Annotated in this window: 21 protein-coding genes and 1 pseudogene; 10 read left to right on the top strand and 12 right to left on the bottom strand. The window is 66.9% G+C overall.

The features are described 5' to 3' along the window. Positions 1-134: 134 nt before the first annotated feature. Positions 135-632 carry an FBP domain-containing protein gene (locus ACTWQC_RS18565; protein WP_443316832.1) on the bottom strand — a complete coding sequence of 166 codons (498 nt, stop codon included), beginning with the start codon at positions 630-632 and terminating at the stop codon, positions 135-137. A gap of 74 nt (positions 633-706) precedes the next feature. On the opposite strand from ACTWQC_RS18565, the gene ACTWQC_RS18560 reads away from it, so the two are divergent. Next, the gene (locus tag ACTWQC_RS18560) at positions 707-1,273 is read left to right on the top strand and encodes a TetR/AcrR family transcriptional regulator (protein ID WP_443316831.1); all 567 of its coding nucleotides are present in this window, start codon (positions 707-709) and stop codon (positions 1,271-1,273) included. A gap of 238 nt (positions 1,274-1,511) precedes the next feature. Here ACTWQC_RS18560 and ACTWQC_RS18555 read toward each other — a convergent pair whose 3' ends face one another. The 4 genes from ACTWQC_RS18555 to ACTWQC_RS18540 all read right to left on the bottom strand — a co-directional run bounded on the left by ACTWQC_RS18555 (position 1,512) and on the right by ACTWQC_RS18540 (position 5,984). After that, positions 1,512-2,348: a carbohydrate ABC transporter permease gene (locus ACTWQC_RS18555; protein WP_443316830.1), complete on the bottom strand. Its 837-nt coding sequence runs from the start codon at positions 2,346-2,348 to the stop codon at positions 1,512-1,514. Next, a complete protein-coding gene (locus ACTWQC_RS18550) occupies positions 2,345-3,340 on the bottom strand; it encodes a carbohydrate ABC transporter permease (protein ID WP_443316829.1) in 996 nt (331 codons plus the stop codon). The genes ACTWQC_RS18555 and ACTWQC_RS18550 overlap by 4 nt, the downstream gene beginning before the upstream one ends. A 2-nt stretch (positions 3,341-3,342) precedes the next feature. Next, positions 3,343-4,647, bottom strand: coding sequence for an ABC transporter substrate-binding protein (locus tag ACTWQC_RS18545; RefSeq protein WP_443316828.1), 1,305 nt, complete (start codon positions 4,645-4,647; stop codon positions 3,343-3,345). Between the two features lie 95 nt (positions 4,648-4,742). Continuing rightward, complete coding sequence (locus tag ACTWQC_RS18540) at positions 4,743-5,984, bottom strand: aminotransferase class V-fold PLP-dependent enzyme (protein WP_443316827.1); 1,242 nt, start codon at positions 5,982-5,984, stop codon at positions 4,743-4,745. A 224-nt stretch (positions 5,985-6,208) separates the two neighbouring features. Here ACTWQC_RS18540 and ACTWQC_RS18535 point away from each other — a divergent pair, with 224 nt between their 5' ends. Further along, on the top strand, positions 6,209-6,910 hold the full coding sequence (locus ACTWQC_RS18535) for a FadR/GntR family transcriptional regulator (RefSeq protein ID WP_443316826.1): 702 nt from the start codon (positions 6,209-6,211) through the stop codon (positions 6,908-6,910). 291 nt (positions 6,911-7,201) lie between these two features. Here ACTWQC_RS18535 and ACTWQC_RS18530 read toward each other — a convergent pair whose 3' ends face one another. The 6 genes from ACTWQC_RS18530 to ACTWQC_RS18505 form a co-directional block, all read right to left on the bottom strand. Continuing rightward, positions 7,202-7,468, bottom strand: a complete 267-nt coding sequence (locus tag ACTWQC_RS18530) for a hypothetical protein (RefSeq protein ID WP_443316825.1) — start codon at positions 7,466-7,468, stop codon at positions 7,202-7,204. Then, a complete protein-coding gene (locus ACTWQC_RS18525) occupies positions 7,465-8,100 on the bottom strand; it encodes a nucleotide-binding protein (protein WP_443316824.1) in 636 nt (211 codons plus the stop codon). The genes ACTWQC_RS18530 and ACTWQC_RS18525 overlap by 4 nt, the downstream gene beginning before the upstream one ends. Before the next feature lie 199 nt (positions 8,101-8,299). Further along, complete coding sequence (locus ACTWQC_RS18520; RefSeq protein ID WP_443316823.1) at positions 8,300-8,983, bottom strand: hypothetical protein; 684 nt, start codon at positions 8,981-8,983, stop codon at positions 8,300-8,302. A 242-nt stretch (positions 8,984-9,225) separates the two neighbouring features. Then, the gene (locus ACTWQC_RS18515; RefSeq protein ID WP_443316822.1) at positions 9,226-10,467 is read right to left on the bottom strand and encodes an MAB_1171c family putative transporter; all 1,242 of its coding nucleotides are present in this window, start codon (positions 10,465-10,467) and stop codon (positions 9,226-9,228) included. A 185-nt stretch (positions 10,468-10,652) separates the two neighbouring features. Beyond that, positions 10,653-11,213 carry a hypothetical protein gene (locus tag ACTWQC_RS18510; protein ID WP_443316821.1) on the bottom strand — a complete coding sequence of 187 codons (561 nt, stop codon included), beginning with the start codon at positions 11,211-11,213 and terminating at the stop codon, positions 10,653-10,655. A gap of 318 nt (positions 11,214-11,531) precedes the next feature. Beyond that, positions 11,532-11,801: a helix-turn-helix domain-containing protein gene (locus tag ACTWQC_RS18505; RefSeq protein WP_443316820.1), complete on the bottom strand. Its 270-nt coding sequence runs from the start codon at positions 11,799-11,801 to the stop codon at positions 11,532-11,534. A 62-nt stretch (positions 11,802-11,863) separates the two neighbouring features. On the opposite strand from ACTWQC_RS18505, the gene map reads away from it, so the two are divergent. Next, entirely contained in the window at positions 11,864-12,631 is a 768-nt protein-coding gene (gene map / locus ACTWQC_RS18500) for a type I methionyl aminopeptidase (RefSeq protein WP_443316819.1), read from the top strand. Positions 12,632-12,655: 24 nt separating this feature from the next. Next, positions 12,656-12,814: pseudogene (locus tag ACTWQC_RS18495) on the top strand (PaaI family thioesterase); the annotation flags it as partial. Here ACTWQC_RS18495 and ACTWQC_RS18490 read toward each other — a convergent pair. Continuing rightward, entirely contained in the window at positions 12,811-14,472 is a 1,662-nt protein-coding gene (locus ACTWQC_RS18490) for a sigma-54-dependent Fis family transcriptional regulator (protein ID WP_443316818.1), read from the bottom strand. The pseudogene ACTWQC_RS18495 and the gene ACTWQC_RS18490 overlap by 4 nt on opposite strands. 305 nt (positions 14,473-14,777) lie before the next feature. Between ACTWQC_RS18490 and ACTWQC_RS18485 the strand changes: the two genes are divergently transcribed. The 6 genes from ACTWQC_RS18485 to ACTWQC_RS18460 all read left to right on the top strand — a co-directional run bounded on the left by ACTWQC_RS18485 (position 14,778) and on the right by ACTWQC_RS18460 (position 21,406). Continuing rightward, entirely contained in the window at positions 14,778-15,803 is a 1,026-nt protein-coding gene (locus tag ACTWQC_RS18485; RefSeq protein ID WP_443316817.1) for an NAD(P)-dependent alcohol dehydrogenase, read from the top strand. Between the two features lie 19 nt (positions 15,804-15,822). Further along, positions 15,823-17,424, top strand: coding sequence for an extracellular solute-binding protein (locus ACTWQC_RS18480; RefSeq protein WP_443316816.1), 1,602 nt, complete (start codon positions 15,823-15,825; stop codon positions 17,422-17,424). 80 nt (positions 17,425-17,504) lie between these two features. Then, the gene (locus ACTWQC_RS18475; protein ID WP_443316815.1) at positions 17,505-18,383 is read left to right on the top strand and encodes a carbohydrate ABC transporter permease; all 879 of its coding nucleotides are present in this window, start codon (positions 17,505-17,507) and stop codon (positions 18,381-18,383) included. After that, positions 18,380-19,225, top strand: coding sequence for a carbohydrate ABC transporter permease (locus ACTWQC_RS18470; protein WP_443316814.1), 846 nt, complete (start codon positions 18,380-18,382; stop codon positions 19,223-19,225). Before ACTWQC_RS18475 ends, ACTWQC_RS18470 begins: the two co-directional genes overlap by 4 nt. Then, positions 19,222-20,325 carry an ABC transporter ATP-binding protein gene (locus ACTWQC_RS18465; RefSeq protein ID WP_443316813.1) on the top strand — a complete coding sequence of 368 codons (1,104 nt, stop codon included), beginning with the start codon at positions 19,222-19,224 and terminating at the stop codon, positions 20,323-20,325. The genes ACTWQC_RS18470 and ACTWQC_RS18465 overlap by 4 nt, the downstream gene beginning before the upstream one ends. A 1-nt stretch (position 20,326) precedes the next feature. Then, a complete protein-coding gene (locus ACTWQC_RS18460; protein ID WP_443316812.1) occupies positions 20,327-21,406 on the top strand; it encodes an ABC transporter ATP-binding protein in 1,080 nt (359 codons plus the stop codon). The last annotated feature ends 18 nt before the right edge of the window (positions 21,407-21,424 follow it).

Below are 21,424 nucleotides of genomic sequence, written 5' to 3'. Positions count from 1 at the left end.
GTTCTCGCATAGGGGTCGGGCCGATGCAGCACCGGCGCGATCACGCGGCGGCTCGGAGAAAGGACATAGACAGTCGGCCCTGAGGGCGCGGGCGCAGTGAGCGGCTCGCCGTGCCCGACGCATCCGCCATGTCGTCAACCGGTCAATTGGTCCAGGAAACCCTCGAGTTTGCCCCGTGTGCGGGTGATCTTCTCTGCCACGGGGAGGGACTCGTCGAGTCCTCTGCCCGCCGTGGCGGTCTTCTTCCCCCGTATGTAGAGGGAACAGGAGAGGTCGGCGCACAAGTACTGGCCGACCGAGTTGCCCTGGCGGCCGGCCTGGCCGGTGCGGCGCGCGGTCATCAAGACCACACCGCCGGAGGTGTGCGTGGTGAAACACAGCGAGCACATGCTGCGCGCGGTGAAGGTACGGAACGCGCCACCGGCCGCCCGAAGCGCGATGCCGACGAGGCCGCCGTCACGTTCGACGACCAGGTACGCGCGCTCGCGTGCGCCCGGATCGCGCCAGCCGAGGAAGTCGAGATCTTCCCAGGGCCGGTTCTCAAGGTCGCCGGGGAGGCCGACCCGTTGGGCCTCCCCCTTGGAGCAGTTGACGAAGGATGCGCGGATCTCGCGCTCGGTGACAGGCCTCATGGACCGCGAAGCTACCTCCCCTAGGAGTACTCTGCAAAACATTAATTGCACTAAGGAGATGGAGAGAGATACTCATGGTTCGTGTAGGGCTGTCCGTGGACCGTCTCACGCGGGCGGCAGCGGACCTGGCCGACGAGGTCGGCTTCGACAACGTGACCGTCTCGGCTCTCGCGCGTGGATTCGGCGTGAAGGACGCCAACCTGTACGCGCACATCAAGAACGTGCACGACCTGAAGGCAAGGGTGGCGGTGCTGGCCCTGGCGGAGCTCGCCGACAAGGTCGCTCTCGAGCTGGCCGGGCGTGCGGGCAAGGACGCGCTGGTGGCCTTCGCCAACGCCTACCGGGCCTATGCGAAGGAGCATCGGGGCCGGTACGCGGCGACGCAGTTCCGGCTCGATCCGGAGACGGCGGCTGCCAGCGCGGCGGGCCGGCATGCCGAGATGACTCGAGCGATCTTGCGGGGCTATGAGCTGCCCGAGGCTGAGCAGACCCATGCGGTGCGGCTGCTGCACAGCACGCTGTACGGGTACGTCAGTCTGGAGACGGCGGAGGCATTTCAGCACGCGCGCGGCGTGGACACCTCCTGGGACAGAGTTCTGGACGCCCTCGACGTCCTGCTCAGAAACTGGCCGTCGCCTTGAGGCGGTGGCGGACGGCCTGCGCGTTCGTCTGCACGCACGGGCGCGCGCTCTTCTCCGGGATCACGTGCGGGGTGCCACGGCGCCGCAGGTAGGCGCGGATTACACCGGTAGCCATTCGGCAGCCATCGCCTCCGGCCGGGCAGGACCCGGCCGGAGGCGATGGCCGTGTGCTTCGTCGGGATCACCACAGGCTCTCCGACGCGCAGGTCGCGAGGCTGGAGCGGGGGCCTGACTCCCCTCAGCCCTTCACCGCGCCGGAGGTGAGCCCCTGGACGATGTGGCGACTGGCGAAGGCGAACAGCACCATCGTGGGCAGGATGGTGAGCACGGCCGCCGCGGACATCGAGCCCCAGTCGATGTTGAAGCTGGAGATGAACCCGTTCAGGGCCGTGGGGATGGTCTTGTTGCCGTCGCTGTTCATCAGCGTCACCGACAGGAACAGCTCGTTCCAGCAGTTGACGAAGTTGAAGATGAACGCGGCCACGATCCCGGGACGCATCACCGGCAGCAGCACCCGGAACAGCGCCCCGAACCGGGACAGGCCGTCGATCATGGCGGCCTCCTCCAGTGCGTCCGGGATGTTCTCGAAGAAGCCGCGGAGCATCACCGTGCAGAAGGGGATGCACACGGCGATGTAGACGAGGACGAGCCCGAGGCGGTTGTCGACCAGCTTGAGATCGGTCATGAGCAGGTACAGCGGCCCCAGCGCAATGAAGGCAGGGATCATCTGGGTGACCAGGGCGGCCATCAGCAGCGCGGACTTCGTGCGGAACTCGAAGCGCGCCAGGACGTACGCCGACAGCATCGAGATCGCCGTGGCCGCCGCGCCCGCGACGGTCGCGACGATGAGGCTGTTGGCGAGGTAGACCCCGAAGTCCGCCTTGCCGAACAATCCGCTGTAGTTCTCCAGCGAGACGCGCTCGGGCCAGTAGCGAAGCGGGAAGGCGAAGATGTCGCCGGGCGCCTTGAGCGACGTGACGGTGATCCAGTAGAGCGGGAAGCCGGTGAAGACCAGCCACAGCCCCAGGAAGGCGAACCTGGTGGCCCGGCCGGCCGCGGTCTCCTTGCCGATCACGACCTCACCCCTCGCTTCTCGCGCGTGGCCAGGAGGAAGAACACCGCGAACACCAGCAGCGTGGCGACCACGAGAAGGCCCAGCGCGGAGGCCCTGCCGTAGTCGCCCTGCTGGGTGATCTTGATCATCCAGGTGGTCACGATGTGCGTCTCGTTGTTCGGCCCGCCGCCCGTCATCCCGAAGATCAGGTCGGGGAAGTTGAAGATCCAGATGACCCGCAGCAGCACGGTGAGCACCAGCGTGATCCGGATGTACGGGATGGTGATCTGAAAGAGCGTGCGCACCTTGCCGGCGCCGTCCAGCGCCGCCGCCTCGTACAGCTCGTCGGGGATCGACTGCAGCGCGGCCAGGAGCATGATCGCGAAGAAGGTGACGCCGTACCAGATGTTGGCGATCACCACGGCGATCATCGCCGTCTGTGGATCGGCCAGCCAGGCGATCGGCTCGTCGATCAGCCCGGCCTTCTGCAGCAGGTCGTTGACGACGCCGAACTCGCTGTTGAACAGCCAGCGGAAGAGGATGCCGATGAGAAAGCCCGAGATCGCCCAGGGAAAGAAGACCAGCGCCTGGTAGAGACCGCGGAAGCGGAACCGGCGGCGCAGCCACAGGGCGAGCGCGAAGCCGATCACCAGCTGGGGCACGATCGACCCGAACACCCAGACGGCGGTGTTGCCCAGCACGGTGCCCCAGGCGGGGTCGGTGAAGACCTCGCGGAAGTTCTTCAGGCCCACCCAGGAGGTGTCGGTCAGATCCGTCAACTTCCAGTTACGGAAGGCCATCTGGCTACCGGCGACCATCGGGTAGTACGTGAAGACCGCCACGAAGACCGCGGCCGGCGCCATGAAGGCGGCAATGAGCAGTCCGCGGCGGGCGGTGAACTCCGGCCTGCGGCGGCCCGGTGCGGCGCCGCCGGCGGGCGGGGCGCCCCCCTTGCAGGAGGGGCGCCCCGTCCTCGGTTCTGTCGTCTTCGTCGTCGCGGACGCGGCGGGCATGCCTACTTCTTCTCCTGCTGCCACTTCTCGGTCCAGTACGCGTCCCAGGCGGCCAGCAGTTCCTTGGGCGTCATCTTGCCGAGCACAAGCTTCTGCACGTCGGCGTCGGCCTTCTGCTCCCACTCGGTCCACCAGGCGACGCCGCGCGGCTGCCTGACGTTGAGGTACGTCTCCGGGTGCTGGGTCATGGTGACGTAGCTGGACCAGGGGCCGGTCTTGTAGAACGGGTCGTCGATCGCCGACTTGAGGATCGGCACCAGGCTGTTCTCCTTGGTGAAGGTCGTCGACGCCTCGCCCTGGGAGAGGAACTCGACCAGCTTGACGGCCTCGGCCTTGTGCTCGCTGCCGTCCGCGACACCCCACCCGGCGGTGGCCAGCGGCTGGACGGTCTTGCCGCCGGGCCCGGCCACCAGCGGGGCGGTGTCCCACTGGTCCTTCGAGACCGCCTTGGACTCCGAGACCGTGGCGATTACCTCAGGATCCTGCAGCAGGAAGGCCGTGGAGCCGTTGGAGAAGCCCTCGACCATCTCCGGGTAGCCCCAGGAGACGGACGACTTGGGGGATGCCTGCTTGAAGAGCTTGAGGTACGTCTCGAGGGCTTCCCGGGCCTCGGGCGCGGAGAAGATCGTGCTGCCGTTCTTGAGCTTGTAGCCGTTGGCGGGGTCGACCTTGTCTGCGACGTACGCCTCGATGACGGCGGTGGCGTTGCTGTTGGCGTTGGCTCCGCCGCGGAAGGCGTAGCCATACCGGCGCTTCGCCGGATCGTGGATGGCGGAGGCCTGCTCCAGCAACTCGTCCCAGGAGGCGGGCGGCTTGCTGAAACCGGCCTCCTTGATCAGGTCGGTTCGGTAGAACAGGCTCAGCCCGTAGAAGCCGTACGGGACGAAGTAGGTCCTGCCCTTGGCGTCCTCGGAGGCGTTGACGGCGTTCTCCGTCATGGACTGCCAGCCCTTCCAGCCCTTGAGGTCCTTCTTCATGTCGTAGAGCCAGCCGTTGTTCGACCACGGGCCCACGGTGATGTCCCGCACCTCCAGGGCGTCCACGCCGCTGCCGGACTGGAGCATCTGCTGGATCTTCTGGTCGGCCTGCTCGGTGGGCGGCGAGATCAGATTGACCTCGATCTTGGGGTTCTGCTGCTCGAAGTCCGCTATGAGCTTCTTGAGCAGATCCGTGCGGGCGGGGTTCGTCAGGCTCTCGACCATGGTGAGGGTGACTGTTCCGCTGTCACCGGGGTTCATGGCGGAACAGCCGGTCAGGACCATCGCGGCGGCTGTACCGAGGGCGAGAGCTGCCGTCCATCTCCTCATAGTGCTGACCTCTTTCCTTGGATTTCCTTGGATTTCCTTGGCTGACGGCCGCGCCGGCAGCGGCTTCGGGGACGGGGCTTACGGGTGGTGCGCCGCTACGGCGCGCTGTGCTGCTCGCAGGCTGTGCGGGCCCACTCGCCGAGGACAGGGACGCAGGCCTCGGCGAAGTACTCGTAATCTGCGGCGGTGTTGTAGACGTGGGCGGACAGCCGCAGATAGCCGGCGCCGCCGAAGCTGGTGAACGCCGCCTCCACTCCCAGCTCCCGGGCAGCCCGGTCGCGCAGCGCGTCGGCCTCGACGCGGCTGGCGGCGAGGCCCGCGGGCAGCCGCACCAACCGCATGCCGGGGACCGGCATGCCCACGTCGACGACGCTGCTGACGCCGGTCAGTTCGGCGAACGCGGCGCCGACGACCCGCTCGGCGTAGCCGGCCAGGTCGTCCATGTAGCGGCGGGCGGTCTGCCAGCCCCAGGTCCTCTCGATGAAGGCGAGCGCCGTCGGCGCCGCCAGATAGGCGGTGGCGTCCACCGTGCCCTGCTGGTCGAAGCGGTCGGGGTACGGACCGGCCGCACCCCACGAGTCGATCAGAGGGTGGAGCTGCTCACGCAGCGGGCCGCGGGCGACCAGCGCCGCGGTGCCGCGCGGTGCGCAGCCCCACTTGTGCAGGTTGCCGACCCAGAAGTCGCACGTCACGCCGGCGAGCGGGGCGGCGATCAGACCGGGGGCGTGCGCGCCGTCCAGGAGCAGCGGGATGCCGCGCCGCTGCGCCTCCGCGCCGATCCGCTGCACCGGCATCCGGCGTGCGGTCGCCGACGTGATCTGGTCCAGCACGATGAGGTCCGTCGCCTCGCCGATCTCGGCGGCCAGTGCCTCGTACGCCTGCTCCTCGTCCGCGTCCAGCGGTACCCGGGCGGTGCGGACCCGGCCGCCCCAGCGGCGCGCCAGCCGCTCGGCGCCCATGGTCACGGCGCCGTAGCCGTGGTCGGTGACGAGGATCTCCCCGCCGTGGCGGCGGGTCAGGCCGGCGTACACGACACTGGCGCAGGCGCTCGCGTTCGGCACGAGGACGAGGTCCTCTGGGGCGACCCGGAGGAAATCCGCTAGTTCGACCCGGGTGGCGGCGATCCGCCGCGGCAGCGCCGGAAACCACACCACCGGGGAGCGTTCCATCTCCGCGCGCAGCTGGTTCTGCCGCTCTTGTGCCACCAGGGGAACCGCCCCGAACGAACCGTGGTTCAGGTGCCTCAGGGCGGGATCCAGCGACCATGCACGGGCGGCGGGCCGGCCGTCGGCCAGCAGCAGGGGGCGCGGCGCGGTGGTGACCTCGGTCTCGCTCACATGACTCCACATCTGCCGGACCTGAATGTCGTGTGGGACATCAGACCGTGGACCAGGACACGTATGATGACTCGGCATCCTGGCACGGCTCTTTCCAGGCAGGCAAGGGCTCTGCAGCAGGAGTCATCAGATGAATCGCGAGCAATCAACACAAGACATCTGATGACTCGCTACAGTGAATCGAGGGTCGGCGGTGTCGCCGGTCCCATCACGGGAGGAGTCGGATGTCCGCAGTCGACAAGGCGTTCCACGGCCTACGGCACATGATCGCGACGGGGCGTCTCGGCGCGGGCGAACGCATGCCTCCGGAGGGCGAGCTCTGCGAAGAACTGGGTGTCTCGCGAGGGTCGTTGCGCGAGGCCGTGCGGATGCTCGCCGCCCTGGGCGTCATAGAGCCGCGGCACGGCTCCGGCACGTACGTCTCCCCGCTCAGGCCCGAGGACATCATCGGCAGCCTCTCGCTGACCCTCGAACTCCTGCCGCTGCCCGGCCTGCTGGAGGTCTACGAGATCCGGCGCGTGCTCGAAGCCCACGTCGCGGCCCAGGCCGCGGCGCGCTGCACGCCGGAGACGGTGCGGACGCTCTCCTCGCTCATCGAGGCCATGGAGGCCACCGACGACCCCACCAAGGCCTCCGAGCTCGACCACCGCTTCCACGCGGAGATCGCCCTGGCCGGCGGTAACCCCACCCTGGCCTCCCTGCTGTCGGTCTTCCGCGCCCGCTCCCGCAAGTACCAGGTCTTCACCCTCCCCGAGGGGCCCGAGCTGCGCCGCAAGAGCGACGAGGACCACCGCGTCCTGGCCACCGCCATCGCCGACCGCGACCCCGTCGGCGCCGCCGGTGCCGCACAGGCTCACGTCGCCCAGACGGAGCGGTGGCTGCGCGCCTTCATGCCTCCCGTGGAGGAGGACGACACCCCGAGCTGACCGACCGACGCAAGGAAGAGACGTGGCCCGTCCGGTCCACTTCGGGCTCCACGCCGGTGACGTGGAGCGCGTGTGCGCGCCTTCTACGTGTCGGTCTTCGGCTGGTCCTTCACAAGGCGAGGGCACCACTGGGTGATCCGCACCGGCAGCGAAGGCCCGGGAACGAGACCGCGTCACCGGCCTCGTGGACAGCACGGAGCCGCAGCAGACGGCTGGCCCGGTCCGAAGTCATGGCTCCCCGCCTGATCTCGCCGACGAGGGCGGCCGTCCCGGGGCGGGCGCCTTCGTCGGCTACTCCGTACGACGGGCGCCGCCGACGGATTGGGGCACCCTGGCGGCGGTGTCGGCCAGGGTGCGCAGGACGGTCGTGCCGGCGAGCACAAGCGCGGAGACCGGCGGGCCCGCCCATCGCGTCACGTGTCGCTGCAGATCCGGGTCCACCTCGATGGTCACCCGGACGTATCTGCTGTGCAGCGTGGTGACCTTGGCAGCCCGGGGCGCGGCGGTGTCCTGTCCGCGCTCCAATGCCGCGCGGTACCTGTCCTTGCGCTGGTTCATGCCGCTTCCTGACGCTTGATGAGTTCTTCGGCGAGGTCCATGTACGCCGAGCCCTTGACCTGGACCGGGCTCCCGAACGACTGGGCGTACAAGTCGAGCCGCGCGATCTGGGTGCCCAGCACCTCGAAGCCCCACTCGGTGAGCGCCTCGCGAGCGTCGGCATCGGGGCCGGTGCGCGTGGCGTCGGGACGATTGGTTCTGTTCAGCAGGACTGCGGTACGGGCCGGCTCGACGCGCAAGGACTGCACGTCGCCCATCTCACCGCGGATGGGTGCCATCCGGTCCAGTTCGATGGGAGCGGGGGTCACCGGCACGATCCACTCGCTCGCGTACCTCATGATGCTGCGGGCGATACGAGGATGGTCCTCCAACTGCGGCGCGTCGAGTACGACGGCCTGCCGTCTGCCGAGGAAGTCGTTCACACGACGGTGTACGTCCCCCACCGGCAAGGCGATGACGGGAAACGGGAAGCCGTCGGCCAATTCGCTCCACCGCAGCGCGGAAGCGGCTGGATCGCCGTCAACCAGCAGCGGCGAATACCCCGACTCGTGTAGCGCATGGGCCAGCCACACGGCACTGGTCGTCTTTCCGACACCGGGCTTGAGGTTCACAAACGCACAGCTCAGCAGCACGAGAGCCAACCATAGTGGGCGTGATCAACTGGATATGGTCGGCGCGAGAGCGGAGTTCCATCATTCACTCGCAAGCAGTCAGAAACCGCTGTCGGTTACGGGCTCGGCGACGGCCTCGGATTACGGCGCGACGGAGGACTCGGGATCACCCCGCCTGCCCACTGCCCGGAATCGCCAATCGGTTGAACCGCGCTCGCATTCATTGAGCATCGCCCTTCTTGCACGGAAACCTCCAGGTGCTGTCTCCGGACTCGAGGGCGTGCGAGATGCTGTCGATGGCCTGGCGGCGCCTATGCGGGCTCCACTGCGGTGCGTATTCAGCCATCCTGGTGACGAACTCCAGGACTCCGGCATCCCTGAAGGCCGCGTAGTCGTCGAGCTCCGCATCGATCCTGGCTGCCAGGTGGTCATCGAGGAAGTAGACCGCCTGCGGCCCGTCGTCGTCGGCCAGGTTGAAGTGGTCGGCCAGCCCCAGCAAATGCTTCAGCCGGGGATTGGGCGGCGGCTGCGGCGGCGGGGTGAGCAGTTCGCGGATGTAACTGGAGGAGATCGATCCGTACCGACCGTCGCTACTGATGGAACGTGCGACCTCCTCGGGGGTGTACGGCCCCCGGTCCGAAGGGTGGGCCACGCGGAACAGGCGGCGCAGCTTGCCAGGGAACGACCGGCGCGGCTGCTCGTCACCGAGACGTTCCTCGCGTCCTCCGACGAAGACGGCCGGACTCACCTCGAGCGCGGCGGCCAGGTCCTGGACCGTCTGCAGCGTGGGGTTGGCCCGGTGGCCCTTGCGCAGGAGGCAGATGTAACCCTCGGTGATGTCCCCGCCGTTAGCGACGACGAACTGGGCCAACTCGGCGTTGGTGTAACGCTGGGAACGGTTCACGGGGTGCAGGCACAGATCATCCAGCACGCCCGCAAACGACCGGCACGGTCCCCTCGCCATAGCGGCACCTCCACAGCGATCTCCGAACCGGGTGCGCCAACCCCGCGGCCGACCAGTCACGCGGAAGCCGCTGCTGCCGGCCCAAAGCACCCGGAGACTAGCATACTCCCCTGGCACAAGGCCATTGCCTATCACTACTGCGGTATGAACTCGGCAACGATCAATCCGCTATTGACGGAGGGTCAGCGCCGTCCTTCCTCTCCTGAGGACAACGGCACTGGTCGGTGTGGTCGGATCACCCCTCCCGAGAGCGAAGACCGCTCGGTGGCCCTCTTGTACGCGCGGGCGACCCGAAGCCACCAGTCGACTTCGGCTTCGATGCTGCTGGCGTCCAGGATCTGCTCATCGTCGGGATGCGCCTCGGCACCCTCTAAGGGTCGCTCTCCACGCTGCCACGCCCGGAGAGCAGCGCGGAGTTGGGCCGCTTCGACAGCAGCCGTGAGCCTCTCGCCCGTCAGGCCGGATTCCCGGCCCCATCGATCGGCAGCCCCGTATACCGCGGGATCGAAGAGGGGCTTGAGAATCAACCGCCAGTCGTTGAGTTCGATCACGATCCGGCGCACGCGATGATACGGATCCAGCCTCTGCCGGTTGATGACCATGACGCTGCCCGGGGACACGGGCCGAAGCGCGCGGTGCAAGTACCGCAGGGTGAAGAAGTCCCGCCACCGGCTCAGCCAGGCACGGAGCGACGAAGTCCCCACCGCCGCCGAGAACAGCGACAGAGCGCTCACCGTGGGGACCGTCAGAGCGAGCGCCTTGATCTGGGGTCCCGAGTCGTAGAGATCGAATCTCACCGCGATCACATTGACCACCATCAACACCATGTAGACATTGAGCGAGGCGCCCGCCAAGCCGAGAAGGCGCAACCTGCGGCGCAGCCGCGGAAATTGCGCGTAGTCGTCCATCTTCGCCCAAGTCAGGCACCAGTAGGCCAAGATGAGAGTCCCGGCCGCTGCCGGCAGGAGATAAACCATGTAGAAGGCGAAGACCGTGAGCTGATGCGGCACATAGGTGACGGCGAAATCGTTGTGCACACGCTCTACGGGGACGTTCGACAAACTGAACAGGACGGCCATGGCGACAATGTCCAAGGCATAGGCCGCTATGACCCAACGCGCCCACTTCCATGCCATATCGGCCGAATGGCGCACGAACAAGCCCAGCGTCAGCCAGGATGCGGAAATCGCGGTGAAATGGCTGGCCACCAGCAGGATGGAGACATTGGGCCAGCCGGTCACCCGGTTGATCACCTGCTGGGTCGCGGGTACGGCCAGCCATGTGGCCACGGCAGGAAAGAAGACGGCTGCACACATGACCAACAGCCTGGGACTGCCGTGATGGGCGCGTAATTGCCGGAACTTGTGAGCGAACGCAAACGTCCACACGGTGGCCACACTGAGGAAAACGATGTTAAAGATCACGGGGATTCCTCGGGAGTCGTTCTTCCCGTACACCTGAGAATGTGTACACCGACCGCATGGCACGGCGGCCGGCACTCCGAATGCCCAATCCCCACTCCTCATTCCCGGGCATGTCCGGCTGGTTGAGCTCGATGAGGGGGCCCGGAAACGGGCCGGGCGGCGGCCGAAGCTGATAGCCAGGGCCTTCATTCCGACGCGTCGGACGGCTTTGACTTCTTCGATCCGGAACCCCAGACTTCGGCGGCCCGCATGACCTGCGGCGCCACCTCCGACGACCTGAGTTCGGCCTCCTCAAAGTCCTGACGCTCAGTCAGCAGGCAAAGGAGCCTGTCGGCGAACGCTTCGGCGTCGCGTTCTTCTTCTTCGGCGAGCGTGGTTCGGGCTGCGATCATGCGCAGCATCTTGCTGGGCAGATCCGACTGGCGGAGATTCTCCTGGTGCGCCGGGCCGATGCCCTCGTGCCCGAGAACCACGTGCGCGAGCTCGTGGAGCAGGATTCCAAGGCGGTGGTACCAGGACCGAGAGCTCGCGCACAGGACGGCATACGATCCGTCGCGGAGCCGTATGGTCGCCCCGCTGAGCCCGCTACTGCGCATGCGGACGAACTTGACCTCGACGCAGGCGTTGAGGAGTTCGCTCATCACCTCGCACACCCGACGACAGGCGTCCTGATACGTGGCTGACCGCGGCAGGCTGAACCGGTCGAGCATCTGATCACAGAGTTTGTCGAGCTCATGCCGGTCCATGCTGCCGTCCTAGGTCGGGCGCTCTGGGTGTTGGTCCGGATCCACGTCCCCAGTGGCTCATACCGCCTCATGCGTCACTCATATGAAACCCAAAGTATCAGTCCGTTGACGCTCCGGGGACTGATCATGTCCGAGTCCGACACTTCCTCGCGCTGCTCGCGCAGATGCGCCGCCCGCTCACCGACGAGGGGACGCCGCGTCGCGGCGGCGACAGGGTTGGGCCAGTCTCCATCCCCTGGCCTGACAAGCCCGTTCAAGGTTTGTACGGGCCCTGCATGCCGCTTCCCGCAACCCTGCAGCAGATGGGCTCCCCTGCGTTCACGCCGCCTGCCCACCGCGGTCGGCATCCCCCGCGCAGGCAGCAGCCAGGTCATCCAGTGACAGTTCCAGCGCGTGGGCCAGGGCTGCCACGGTGAAGAAGGCGGGGGTCGGGGCCCGGCCGGTTTCGATCTTGCGGAGCGTCTCCGCGGACAGCCCGGCCGCTGCTGCAACGTCCACCATGCTGCGGTCACCGCGGGCTTGGCGGAGGAGTGCCCCGAAGCGCTCTCCGCGCTGCCGCTCTTGCGGGCTCAGAGGAGTTCTCACCATGTCCGTGATACTAATACCGGTATAAGTATTGGCAAGCCCCAGCTCGCAGGGAGTCACGACACATGGTGGAGATCAAGACCGACGCGGCACTGGAGGCGATACGTGAAGCAGGACGCGTCGTGGCCCACGCGCTGGCAGCCGTCCGCGAAGCGGCAGCCGTGGGAGTTCGCCTGCGCGAGCTCGACGAAGCCGCCCGTACCGTTCTGACCAAGGCCGGAGCACGCTCTCCGTTCCTGGGCTACCAGCCCTCCTTCGCCCCCATCCCCTTCCCCGCCGTGATCTGCGCCTCCGTCAACGACGCCGTTGTGCACGGCATCCCCGACGGCTACCGCCTGCGTGACGGCGACCTGGTCAGCATCGACTGCGGAGCCGAACTCGACGGCTGGACCGGCGACGCTGCGATCAGCTTCACCGTCGGCACCCCCCGCCCCGCCGACCTCGAACTCATCGCCGCCGCCCAGCAAGCCCTGGACGCAGGCATCGCCGCAGCCACCGTCGGTCACCGCATCGGAGACATCTCTCATGCCATCAGCACGGTCGCCCGCAAGATGAACTGCGGCATGCCGGTCGACTTCGGCGGCCACGGGATCGGCCGCCAGATGCACGAAGACCCCCACGTCCCCAATCACGGACGACCCGGCCGCGGCTTCCCCCTGCGCCACGGCCTCACCCTCGCCATCGAACCCATGCTCATGGCCGGAGGGCGCAATGACTACCGCACCGACCCCGACGGATGGACCCTGCGCACGAACGACGGCAGCCGAGCCGCCCACATCGAACACACCATCGCCGTCACCGAAGACGGCCCCCGAATTCTCACCCTGCCCTGAACTCCAACCGGCTCACAGGATGTTCAGTTCCTCCGTCCCGCCCGCCCCGGACGGCTTCTGGGGCGCGGACGGATCGTGCAGCGCGGCAAGGACGTCTGCTTTCTCGCCGGTGAGCTCATCGGCCCCGACGACAGGCCGGTGGCTGTGGCGACCGCGACCGCGCGAATCCAGACCCTGGCCTAGGTGAGGCTCGACGGGACGATTCCGTAACGTCGCATCTTGCGGTACATGGTGGCGCGGGAGATCCCGAGATCCTGTGCGGTGCGCTGGACGTTGGAGTTACGGTCCATCAACCCACGCAGAATGGCATCGCGTTCCAGCGCTTCGATGGTGGTCAGGACCTTGTGCGAGGACACCCGGCATTCCGGCGGGAGATCCTCCACTCGGATGGTCCGGCCGGAAGGCCGCCGTGCGAGGCCGCGGATCACCGACTCGAGCTGCCGGACGTTCTCCGGCCAGGGGCATCGCTGCAGCATCGCAAGGGCATCCGGGGAACAGCCGCGCTCCCCGCTCGGCCGGTACTTGAGCAGGAAGTACCGGACCACGTGCTCGATGTCTCCATAGCGATGACGCAGCGGCGGCACCTCCACCGAGGCGCCGCACACGTCGTCGAGCTGGTCGTCGGCACTGACCATGGACGGCTGGCTCGTCATGACCAGTTGCCCGGTGGCCGTCCGATCGAGGTGCGTCAGGAGGGTCCTCAGCTGTCGGCGCAGGTGGTCGCCCAGCAGGTGGACATCGCGCAGGACGACCACGTTCGACGGCACGGCCAGCAGCTCGCGGACCTCGCGCAGCCACACCTCGGCGACGTGCGGTGACTCCGACAGCGGCGCTTCCATCATCGCAAGCGGGCCCCCGGCCCCATGGGTCCGGTGGAGGGCCTCGACCAGCGTGCACTTGCCGACACCGGCTTCGCCCACGAGATGAAGCCAGGACCCGGCGATGAACGCCGCTTCACTCTCGGCGACCGCGCGCAGCCATTGCGGGGAGGAGCCCACCAGTCCCAGGCTCGATCGTGCAGGTCCAGCGGTGACGACCGGTCCGGGCTGAGGACGTCCGATCACCCGGACTCGGAAGATCGCGCCCGCGTCGCTGTCCTCGCGTCGGCTGCGGCTGACCCGGAGTTCGGCGACTCGGCCGGAGGGGAGGGCGATGCTCCGCGTCCCTTCGAACCGCGGGTCGTCGGCGATCTCCCGGGCGTGGTCGAGCAGCGCGTAGTGATCCGGCCCGGCCACGGCCGCACTCAGCTGCTCGTTCATCATGACGACCTCGCGATTGAGGGCCAGGACAGGCCCCGGGCGCACGGAGGAGCACGCCTCCATGTAGTCGTGAAACAGCGCCCGCTCCCGCCGCGAACTGATCGCGGCGATCTCGCTCTCGATCTGGCCCGCGACAGAGCGGGCCAGAGCCATGAGCATTCCGGCAGAGCCCTGACGGCCCGTGGTCAGATTGAAGGCTCCCAGCAGCGTGCGCCGGGTGGGATGCAGGATCGGCACGGCCGCGCAGTGGAAGTCCCGCAGCGCCTCGACGTAGTGCTCACTTCCGGAGATCATGACCGGGCGGCCGCTGGCCAGCGCGGTCCCGATGCCGTTGGTGCCCACATAGCGCTCGGAGAACACGTGGCCCGGGGCCAGGTGCACGCGGTTGAGCCGCGTCGTCAGACCCTCGTGGGAGACCACCCGGGACAGCACCACGCCGTTCCGGTTGGTGATCATCGTGGACACCGGGTCGTCGGCGAGCTGCTCGTGCAGCTTGTTCACGATCGGTATCGCCGCCCTGGCGAGCGGGCTGTCCAGATTGGGGTTCTCCAGATACGGAGCGTCGAGGGAGCTCGACTTCACGTCGTATTCCATGGAGCGCTGCCACGAGGCAACCACGAGCGGACGGGCGCTCGGATCCTTGGTGACTTCCAGATAAAGCTCTCGGGCGGCTGTCAGGGAGCTGCCAGTTTGACGTCGGGGCATTTAACACTCCCGTATGGCGCGCGTCACAAACCCTCGGTGGAGTGATTGGAACAGCTCGATGGCGCCGCGCCTATGGCGTGTATCACATTGATACATCCGCGGACGGCTTCTGAGACATCGACCTGCGATCGGCGGGCTGTGTAATCGGCGCACTACCCACCCGCCGACTCGCAGGAGCCGCCATGAAAGCCGTGCAGGTCATCGAGTACGACGAGCCGCCCGTGCTCGTCGATGTACCGGATCCGGAGATCACCGGCCCGCTGGATGTGATCGTGAGGATCGGTGGCGCGGGGGTCTGCCGCACCGATCTCCACATCCTCGAAGGACAGTGGAGTGAGAAGAGCGGGGTCGCCCTGCCCTACACCATCGGCCACGAGAACGCCGGCTGGGTGGAGGCGGTGGGAGAGGCCGTCACGCACGTGGGCGTCGGCGACCCGGTCATCCTGCACCCGCTGGTGACCTGCGGTCTGTGCCGTGCCTGCAGGGCCGGCGACGACGTGCACTGCATGAACTCGTCCTTCCCGGGAATCGACACCGACGGCGGCTACGCCGAGTACCTCAAGACGACCGCCCGCTCGGTCGTGGCACTCGACCGGTCCCTCGAGCCGGCCTCCGTGGCGGCCCTGGCCGATGCCGGGCTCACGGCGTACCACGCTGTCGCCAAGGCGGCCCGGGTCCTGCGGCCAGGGGACCGGGCCGTGATGATCGGCGCCGGTGGACTCGGGCACATCGGCATTCAGGTGCTGCGGGCCCTTTCACCGGTCGAGATCATCGTCATCGACCGGAGCCCGGATGCCCTCGCCCTCGCCAAGGAGCTGGGTGCCGAACACACGCTTCTCGCGGACGGGACCGAGGCCGAACGCGTCCTGGAACTCACCGGAGGGCACGGGGCGGAGGCGGTCTTGGACTTCGTCGGCGAGGGGGGTGCTGTCGAGGTGGGCGTGGCCTGCCTGCGCCGTAACGGCAACTACTACGTCATCGGCTACGGCGGCCACCTCGACGTTCCGACGATCGACGTCATCTCCACTGAGATCAACTTCATCGGCAACCTCGTGGGGTCCTACAACGACCTCTCCGAGCTGATGGTCCTCGCCGCTCAGGGCAAGGTCAGCCTGCACACCCAGCGGTACCCGCTCACCTCCTTCCAGGACGCGCTGGACGACCTGGCAGCCGGGGCCGTACGCGGCCGAGCGATCTTGATCCCCTGACGCCGAAAGGAGCAGACCCATGCGCAGCAGATCGTACAAAGGCCTGGTCGCCGCCACAGCCGTTGCGGCCCTCGCCGCCACCGGATGCACCGGTCAGAGCCAGGCCGAGAACAAGCCCGACAAGCCCGCGCTGTTCAAGCCCGGTTCGGAGATCAGCTACAGCAAGTACGGCAAGAACTACCCGAAGACGAAGGTGAAGGACGTCCCGGGCCCCTGCAGTTACGAGTCGATCAGTCGCAAGGACTACTCGGGTCAGACGCTGAAGATCATCAGCCACGCCGTCCCCGTCATCGGCGAGCCGACCCAGCTGCATGCCAAGCAGTTCGAGGAGATCACCGGGGCCAAGGTGGAGGTGGTCAACGTCCCCTTCGGGGAGCTGCACCAGAAGATCCTCACGCCCCTGCAGGCGGGCCAGCCGGCGTACGACGTCATGTTCTACCCCTCCTTGTGGATCGGCGACATGGCTCCTTATCTGGCGCCCGTGCCGGAGAAGTATCTGGACACCCCGGGGATGAAGGACGTCACGCAGGCCTATATGGACGTGGCGACCTGGGACGGGAAGGTCGTGCAGTACCCAGTCGACGGTGACCGGCACTACCTCAAGGTCCGGACGGATGTCCTGAAGGACCCGAAGCGCCAGGCCGCGTACAAGGAGGCGACGGGTAAGGACCTGCGGGTGCCCCAGACCTGGAGCGAATACCAGGAGGTCGCCGCGTTCTTCAGCGGCAAGGACCTCGACGGTGACGGCAAGCGCAACTTCGGCAGTGCCGAGGTGACCAAGCGCGACGACCTGACGTTCTCCGCGTTCATCAGCCGTGCGGCGCCCTATGTGAAGCATCCGGACGTCAAGGGTGGTCTCTTCTTCGACGTCGAGACCATGAAACCGCTGATCAACACGCCTGGCTTCGTACGCGCCCTGGGCGACATGGTGAAGGCCAAGAAGACCTGGGCACCCGGTGGCGCCAACTTCGGTCTGGGGGACGAGATCTTCTCGTTCGGAGGAGGCCAGACGCTGATGTCCTACTCGTGGGACGACGCGTTCATCCAGGCCCAGCAGCAGGACAGCAAGATCCGCAACAAGGTCGAGGCGGCGCCGTTGCCGGGATCCAAGGAGGTCTACAACCGCCAGACGGAGAAGTGGGACAAGAAGCCGAACCAGGCTCCCTACTTCACGTGGGGGTGGACCTCGGCGGTGGCCAAGGCCGCGCCCAACCAGCAGATGGCCTTCGACTACCTGTGCTTCTTCAGCAACGAGGCCAACACCGCCCTGGACCTGACCATCGGCCGTTTCGGTGTCAACCCGTACCGCGAGTCCCACTTCGATGCGGCCTTCTGGGAGAAGCAGGGCTGGGACAAGGACGTCGCCAAGTCGTATGTGCAGTCGCTCTCCGGCATGGAGAAGAGCAGCAACCGCGTCTTCGACCTGCGCGTACCCGGCGTCAACGGGTACATGTCCGCACTGGCGAACGGCGTCGCGGCTGCTCTGGCAGGCCAGAAGGATCCGCAGCGGGCGCTGGACGGCGTGGCCGAGGAATGGTCCAAGATCACCGAACAGATCGGCAAGGACAAGGTCCAGAAGGCCTATCGCAACGTGGTGCTGCTCGAGGACTACGACTCCTGACCCGATCGCAGGACGCTCCCTGGGTGGCCGGCCGCCGCTCGGCCATCCGGGGGGAGCCCCGCACTTCCGCAAGGAGAACCATGGACGTCCTGCGTCGGCACAAGAGCATGTTCCTGCTCCCCGGACTGCTCACGCTCGCGCTGATCATCATCTTCCCGCTCCTGTTCACCATTCGTGTCAGCTTCTCCGGCTGGAACGTCAGCAACCCCCAGTTGGACTTCGTGGGAGGGGCCAACTACGTCACGATGCTGCACGACAGCCGTTTCTGGGCGTCCATCATGCGCCTGATCCTGCTGGCGGGCGGCACGGTCCTGATCCAGTACGTCATCGGGTTCGGGATGGCCCTGCTGGTGTGGCGTGACGTACGCGGCCGTCGACTCTGGCGGGTGCTGTTCCTCGTTCCCATGATGACCACTCCCGTGGTGATGGCCGCCATCTGGCAGACGATCTTCCACGAGTCGCTGGGGCCGGTGAACGACCTGCTCGGGAGGCTCGGCCTCACCGAGATTCCCTGGCTCACCGAGTCCGGGCCCGCACTGGCCGCACTGATGACCGTCGAGGTCTGGCAGTGGACCCCGTTCATGTTCCTGCTGCTGCTGGCCGGCCTGTTGAGCCTCCCCAAGGAACCGTTCATGGCCGCCGCGATCGACGGCGCCGACACGTGGCGCACCTTCTGGAAGGTGACCTTCCCGCTCATGGCGCCGGTGTCGGTGGCGGCGGTCATCATCCGGCTGATCGAGGCATCCAAGCTCTCCGACAGCGTCTACGTGCTGACCTCCGGAGGGCCGGGCTCCTCCACGGAGACTCCGGGTTACTACCTCTACATCCAAGGGCTCAGGGATCAGCAGACCGGATACAGCGGGGCGATGTCCCTGACCTACCTGGTCCTGATGATCGTCACGCTCACGGTCGTTGCCGCCTTGCTCACCAGGGCCCTCAAGCTGAAGGGAGACTCATGAGCTCGCGCCTTTATCCCGTATTCAAGTACACCGTGATCGCACTCTGGGCCTGCTTCGTCGCCGGACCGTTCTTCTGGGCCATGACGACCAGCTTCAAGGACGCCAACGGGGTCCAGGGTGGCGCCACTTACCTCCCATGGGTCCAGTACGAACCCACCTCCACCGGCTGGCGCAACATCTTCGGTGCAGCCGGGGGGATCGATGTCATCAATCCCTTCCTCAACAGCGCCATCATCACCATCGCCGCTTCGGCCATCAGCCTCGCACTCGGCTCCCTGGCCGCCTACGCGTTGTCCCGCTACCGGTTCAAGCTCGGCTTCATCAAGAACAGCGACATCGTCTTCTTCTTCGTGTCACAACGGATCATGCCGCCCGTCGTCCTGGTGATCCCTTTCTTCTTCCTCCTGCAGCAGGTCAACCTCCTGGACAGCATCCTGGGCCTGGTCATCGTGACAGTCGCCCTGCTGCTGCCGATCGCGGTCTGGGTGATGGTGGACTTCTTCAACGGCATCCCGCGTGAGATCGACGAGATGGCCATGCTCGACGGATGCGGCCCATTCCAGACCTTCGTGCGGGCGATCCTGCCGAACTCCCTGCCAGGGCTGACCGTGGCGGCGATGTTCTGCGCGGTGTTCGGCTGGAACGACTTCTTCTTCGCCTTCAGGCTGACCTTCACCGAGGTCCAGACCCTGCCCCAGGCGGTCGTCGCCCTCAACTCATCAGTCCCGCCCTGGTGGACCCTGTCCGCCGCCGCACTGTTCGGCGTGGCCCCGCTGATCCTGCTCGCGCTGTGGGTGGAGCGCTATCTGTCCAAAGGCAACCTGTCGGGAGCGGTCCGATGAAGCTGAGCGCCACTGATCTGTGCCTGTCCGTCGACGGCGTCGACCATCTCAAGAACGTGACCGCGACCTTTCTGCCGGGACGGCTGCATACCGTCATCGGGCGGACGATGGCCGGGAAGACGACGCTGCTGCGCGTGCTCGCCGGTCTGCAGGGGGTGGACTCCGGCTCCCTGACCAGGGAGGGTGCCGACTTCCTGAAGACGCCGGTCTGGCGGCGCGATACCGCTATGGTCTACCAGCAGTTCATCAACTACCCGCATCTGAACGTCTTCGACAACGTGGCCTTCCCGCTCCGGCGGGCCGGGCTGTCACGGGGTGAGATTCAGCGACGTGTCCGGCAGAGCCTGGCCAGTGTCGGTCTGGCCGGCTTCGAGCGGCGCAAACCGTCTCAGCTCTCCGGCGGCCAGCAGCAGCGCGTCGCGGTAGCTCGCGCCGTGGCACGCGGCACGGGCATTCTCCTGCTCGACGAGCCGCTGGCAAACCTGGACTACAAGTTGCGTGAACAGTTGCGCGACGAGTTCAAGACCCTCTTCTCGGACCAGGGCGACACGGTAGTGATCTACACGACCACCGAACCCGCCGAGGCGATGATGCTCGGTGACGTGGTGCTGGTCATGCACGAGGGACAGATCCTCCAGACCGGCACTCCCCAGGAGGTCTTCGAGCGCCCGGCGACGACCACGGTGGCGTCCATCATCAACGACCCGCCCATGAACATCTTCGCGGGCCGGATCGAGGGCGGTCAGGTCACGGTGGCCGGCTTCCAGGCCACGCACGTCTCCGCGCATCTCGCCGACCTGTCCGACGGTGCCTACCAGTTCGGCCTCCGGGCAACGGACGTCAGCCTGGCCTCCGCCGGTGTCGAGGGCGAGGTCACCTTCGTGGAGATCTCCGGCTCCGAGACCTTCGTTCACGTGGCCGTCGGCGACACCCCGTTCGTCGTACAGATCGAGGGCATCCATGACATCGCCCTCGGTGACCTGGTGAAACTGCGGCTCCGTCCCGACCGGTTGTTCGCCTTCGACCAGAAGGGGACGCTCGTGCGGCCGCCTTCGAGCGATCTCATTTCACACGATCTCGCTTCAGTGGAAGGACGTTGATATGGCGCAGCTGGACATCGTCGACGTCGGGCACAGCTACGCGCCGGGTGCCGACGAGGAGCAATGGGCTCTCAAGCCGCTCAAGTTGACATTCGAGGCCGCCAAGACCTACGCGCTGGTCGGGCCGTCGGGGTGCGGCAAGACCACCCTGTTGAACATCCTGTCCGGGCTGGTCAAACCATCCAGGGGCCAGGTGCTGTTCGACGGCGCCGACGTCACGGCTCTGCCCACGAAGGCGCGCAACATCGCCCAGGTGTTCCAGTTTCCCGTCATCTACAACTCGATGACGGTGTACGAGAACCTCGCCTTCCCGCTGCAGTGCCGCAAGTGGGACAAGGCGAGGATCGATGCCAAGGTCCATCAGGTCGCTGAGGCGCTGGACCTGGATGACCGGCTCAGGCAGCCCGCCCGGCGGCTCACCGCCGACGACAAGCAGCTGATCTCGCTCGGCCGTGGTCTGGTCCGCGACGACGTGGCGGCCGTGCTGATGGACGAGCCGCTGACCGTCATCGATCCGCAGCTGAAGCATTCGCTGCGGCGCAAGATCCGTGAGATCACCGAGCAGTTCCAGCCCACCGTGATCTACGTGACCCACGACCAGTACGAAGCCATGAGCTTCGCACAAGAAGTGCTGGTCATGAAGGATGGCCAGGCCATGCAGCAGGGCACTCCGGAGCAGCTCTTCGAGGCCCCCTCGTCAACGTACGTCGGCTACTTCATCGGATCACCGGCCATGAACTTCCTGACCGTGGACCGGGCCCCAGGGAACTTCGCTCTGGGCGGCCGGACCCTGGCCCTGGCGTGGGACATCCCGGAGAGCACCACCCAGGTCCAGGTGGGAGTGCGTCCCGAATACGTCAAAGTCGTCACGGATCCCGGACCCAACACATTTCCCGCCAGGCTTCGGGGCGTCCGGGACCACGGCCCGCAGCGCATCCTCGAGATCGAGGTGGCCGGCCAGCTCATCAAGGCGAAGGTGCCGCGGGAGGACGGAGTTCCGGCGATCGAGGAGTTCCTGGTGCATCTGCCGCGCGCCAAGGCGCTCCCCTATACGGACGGTCGCCTGGTACTCCAGCCATAGATCATGTTCTTGCCGACG

This window comes from Streptomyces sp. 8N616, from assembly GCF_052246385.1.
Classification (GTDB): domain Bacteria; phylum Actinomycetota; class Actinomycetes; order Streptomycetales; family Streptomycetaceae; genus Streptomyces.
The sequence above is the reverse complement of the archived record's forward strand: the minus strand, read 5'-3'. Positions and strand labels throughout refer to the sequence as shown.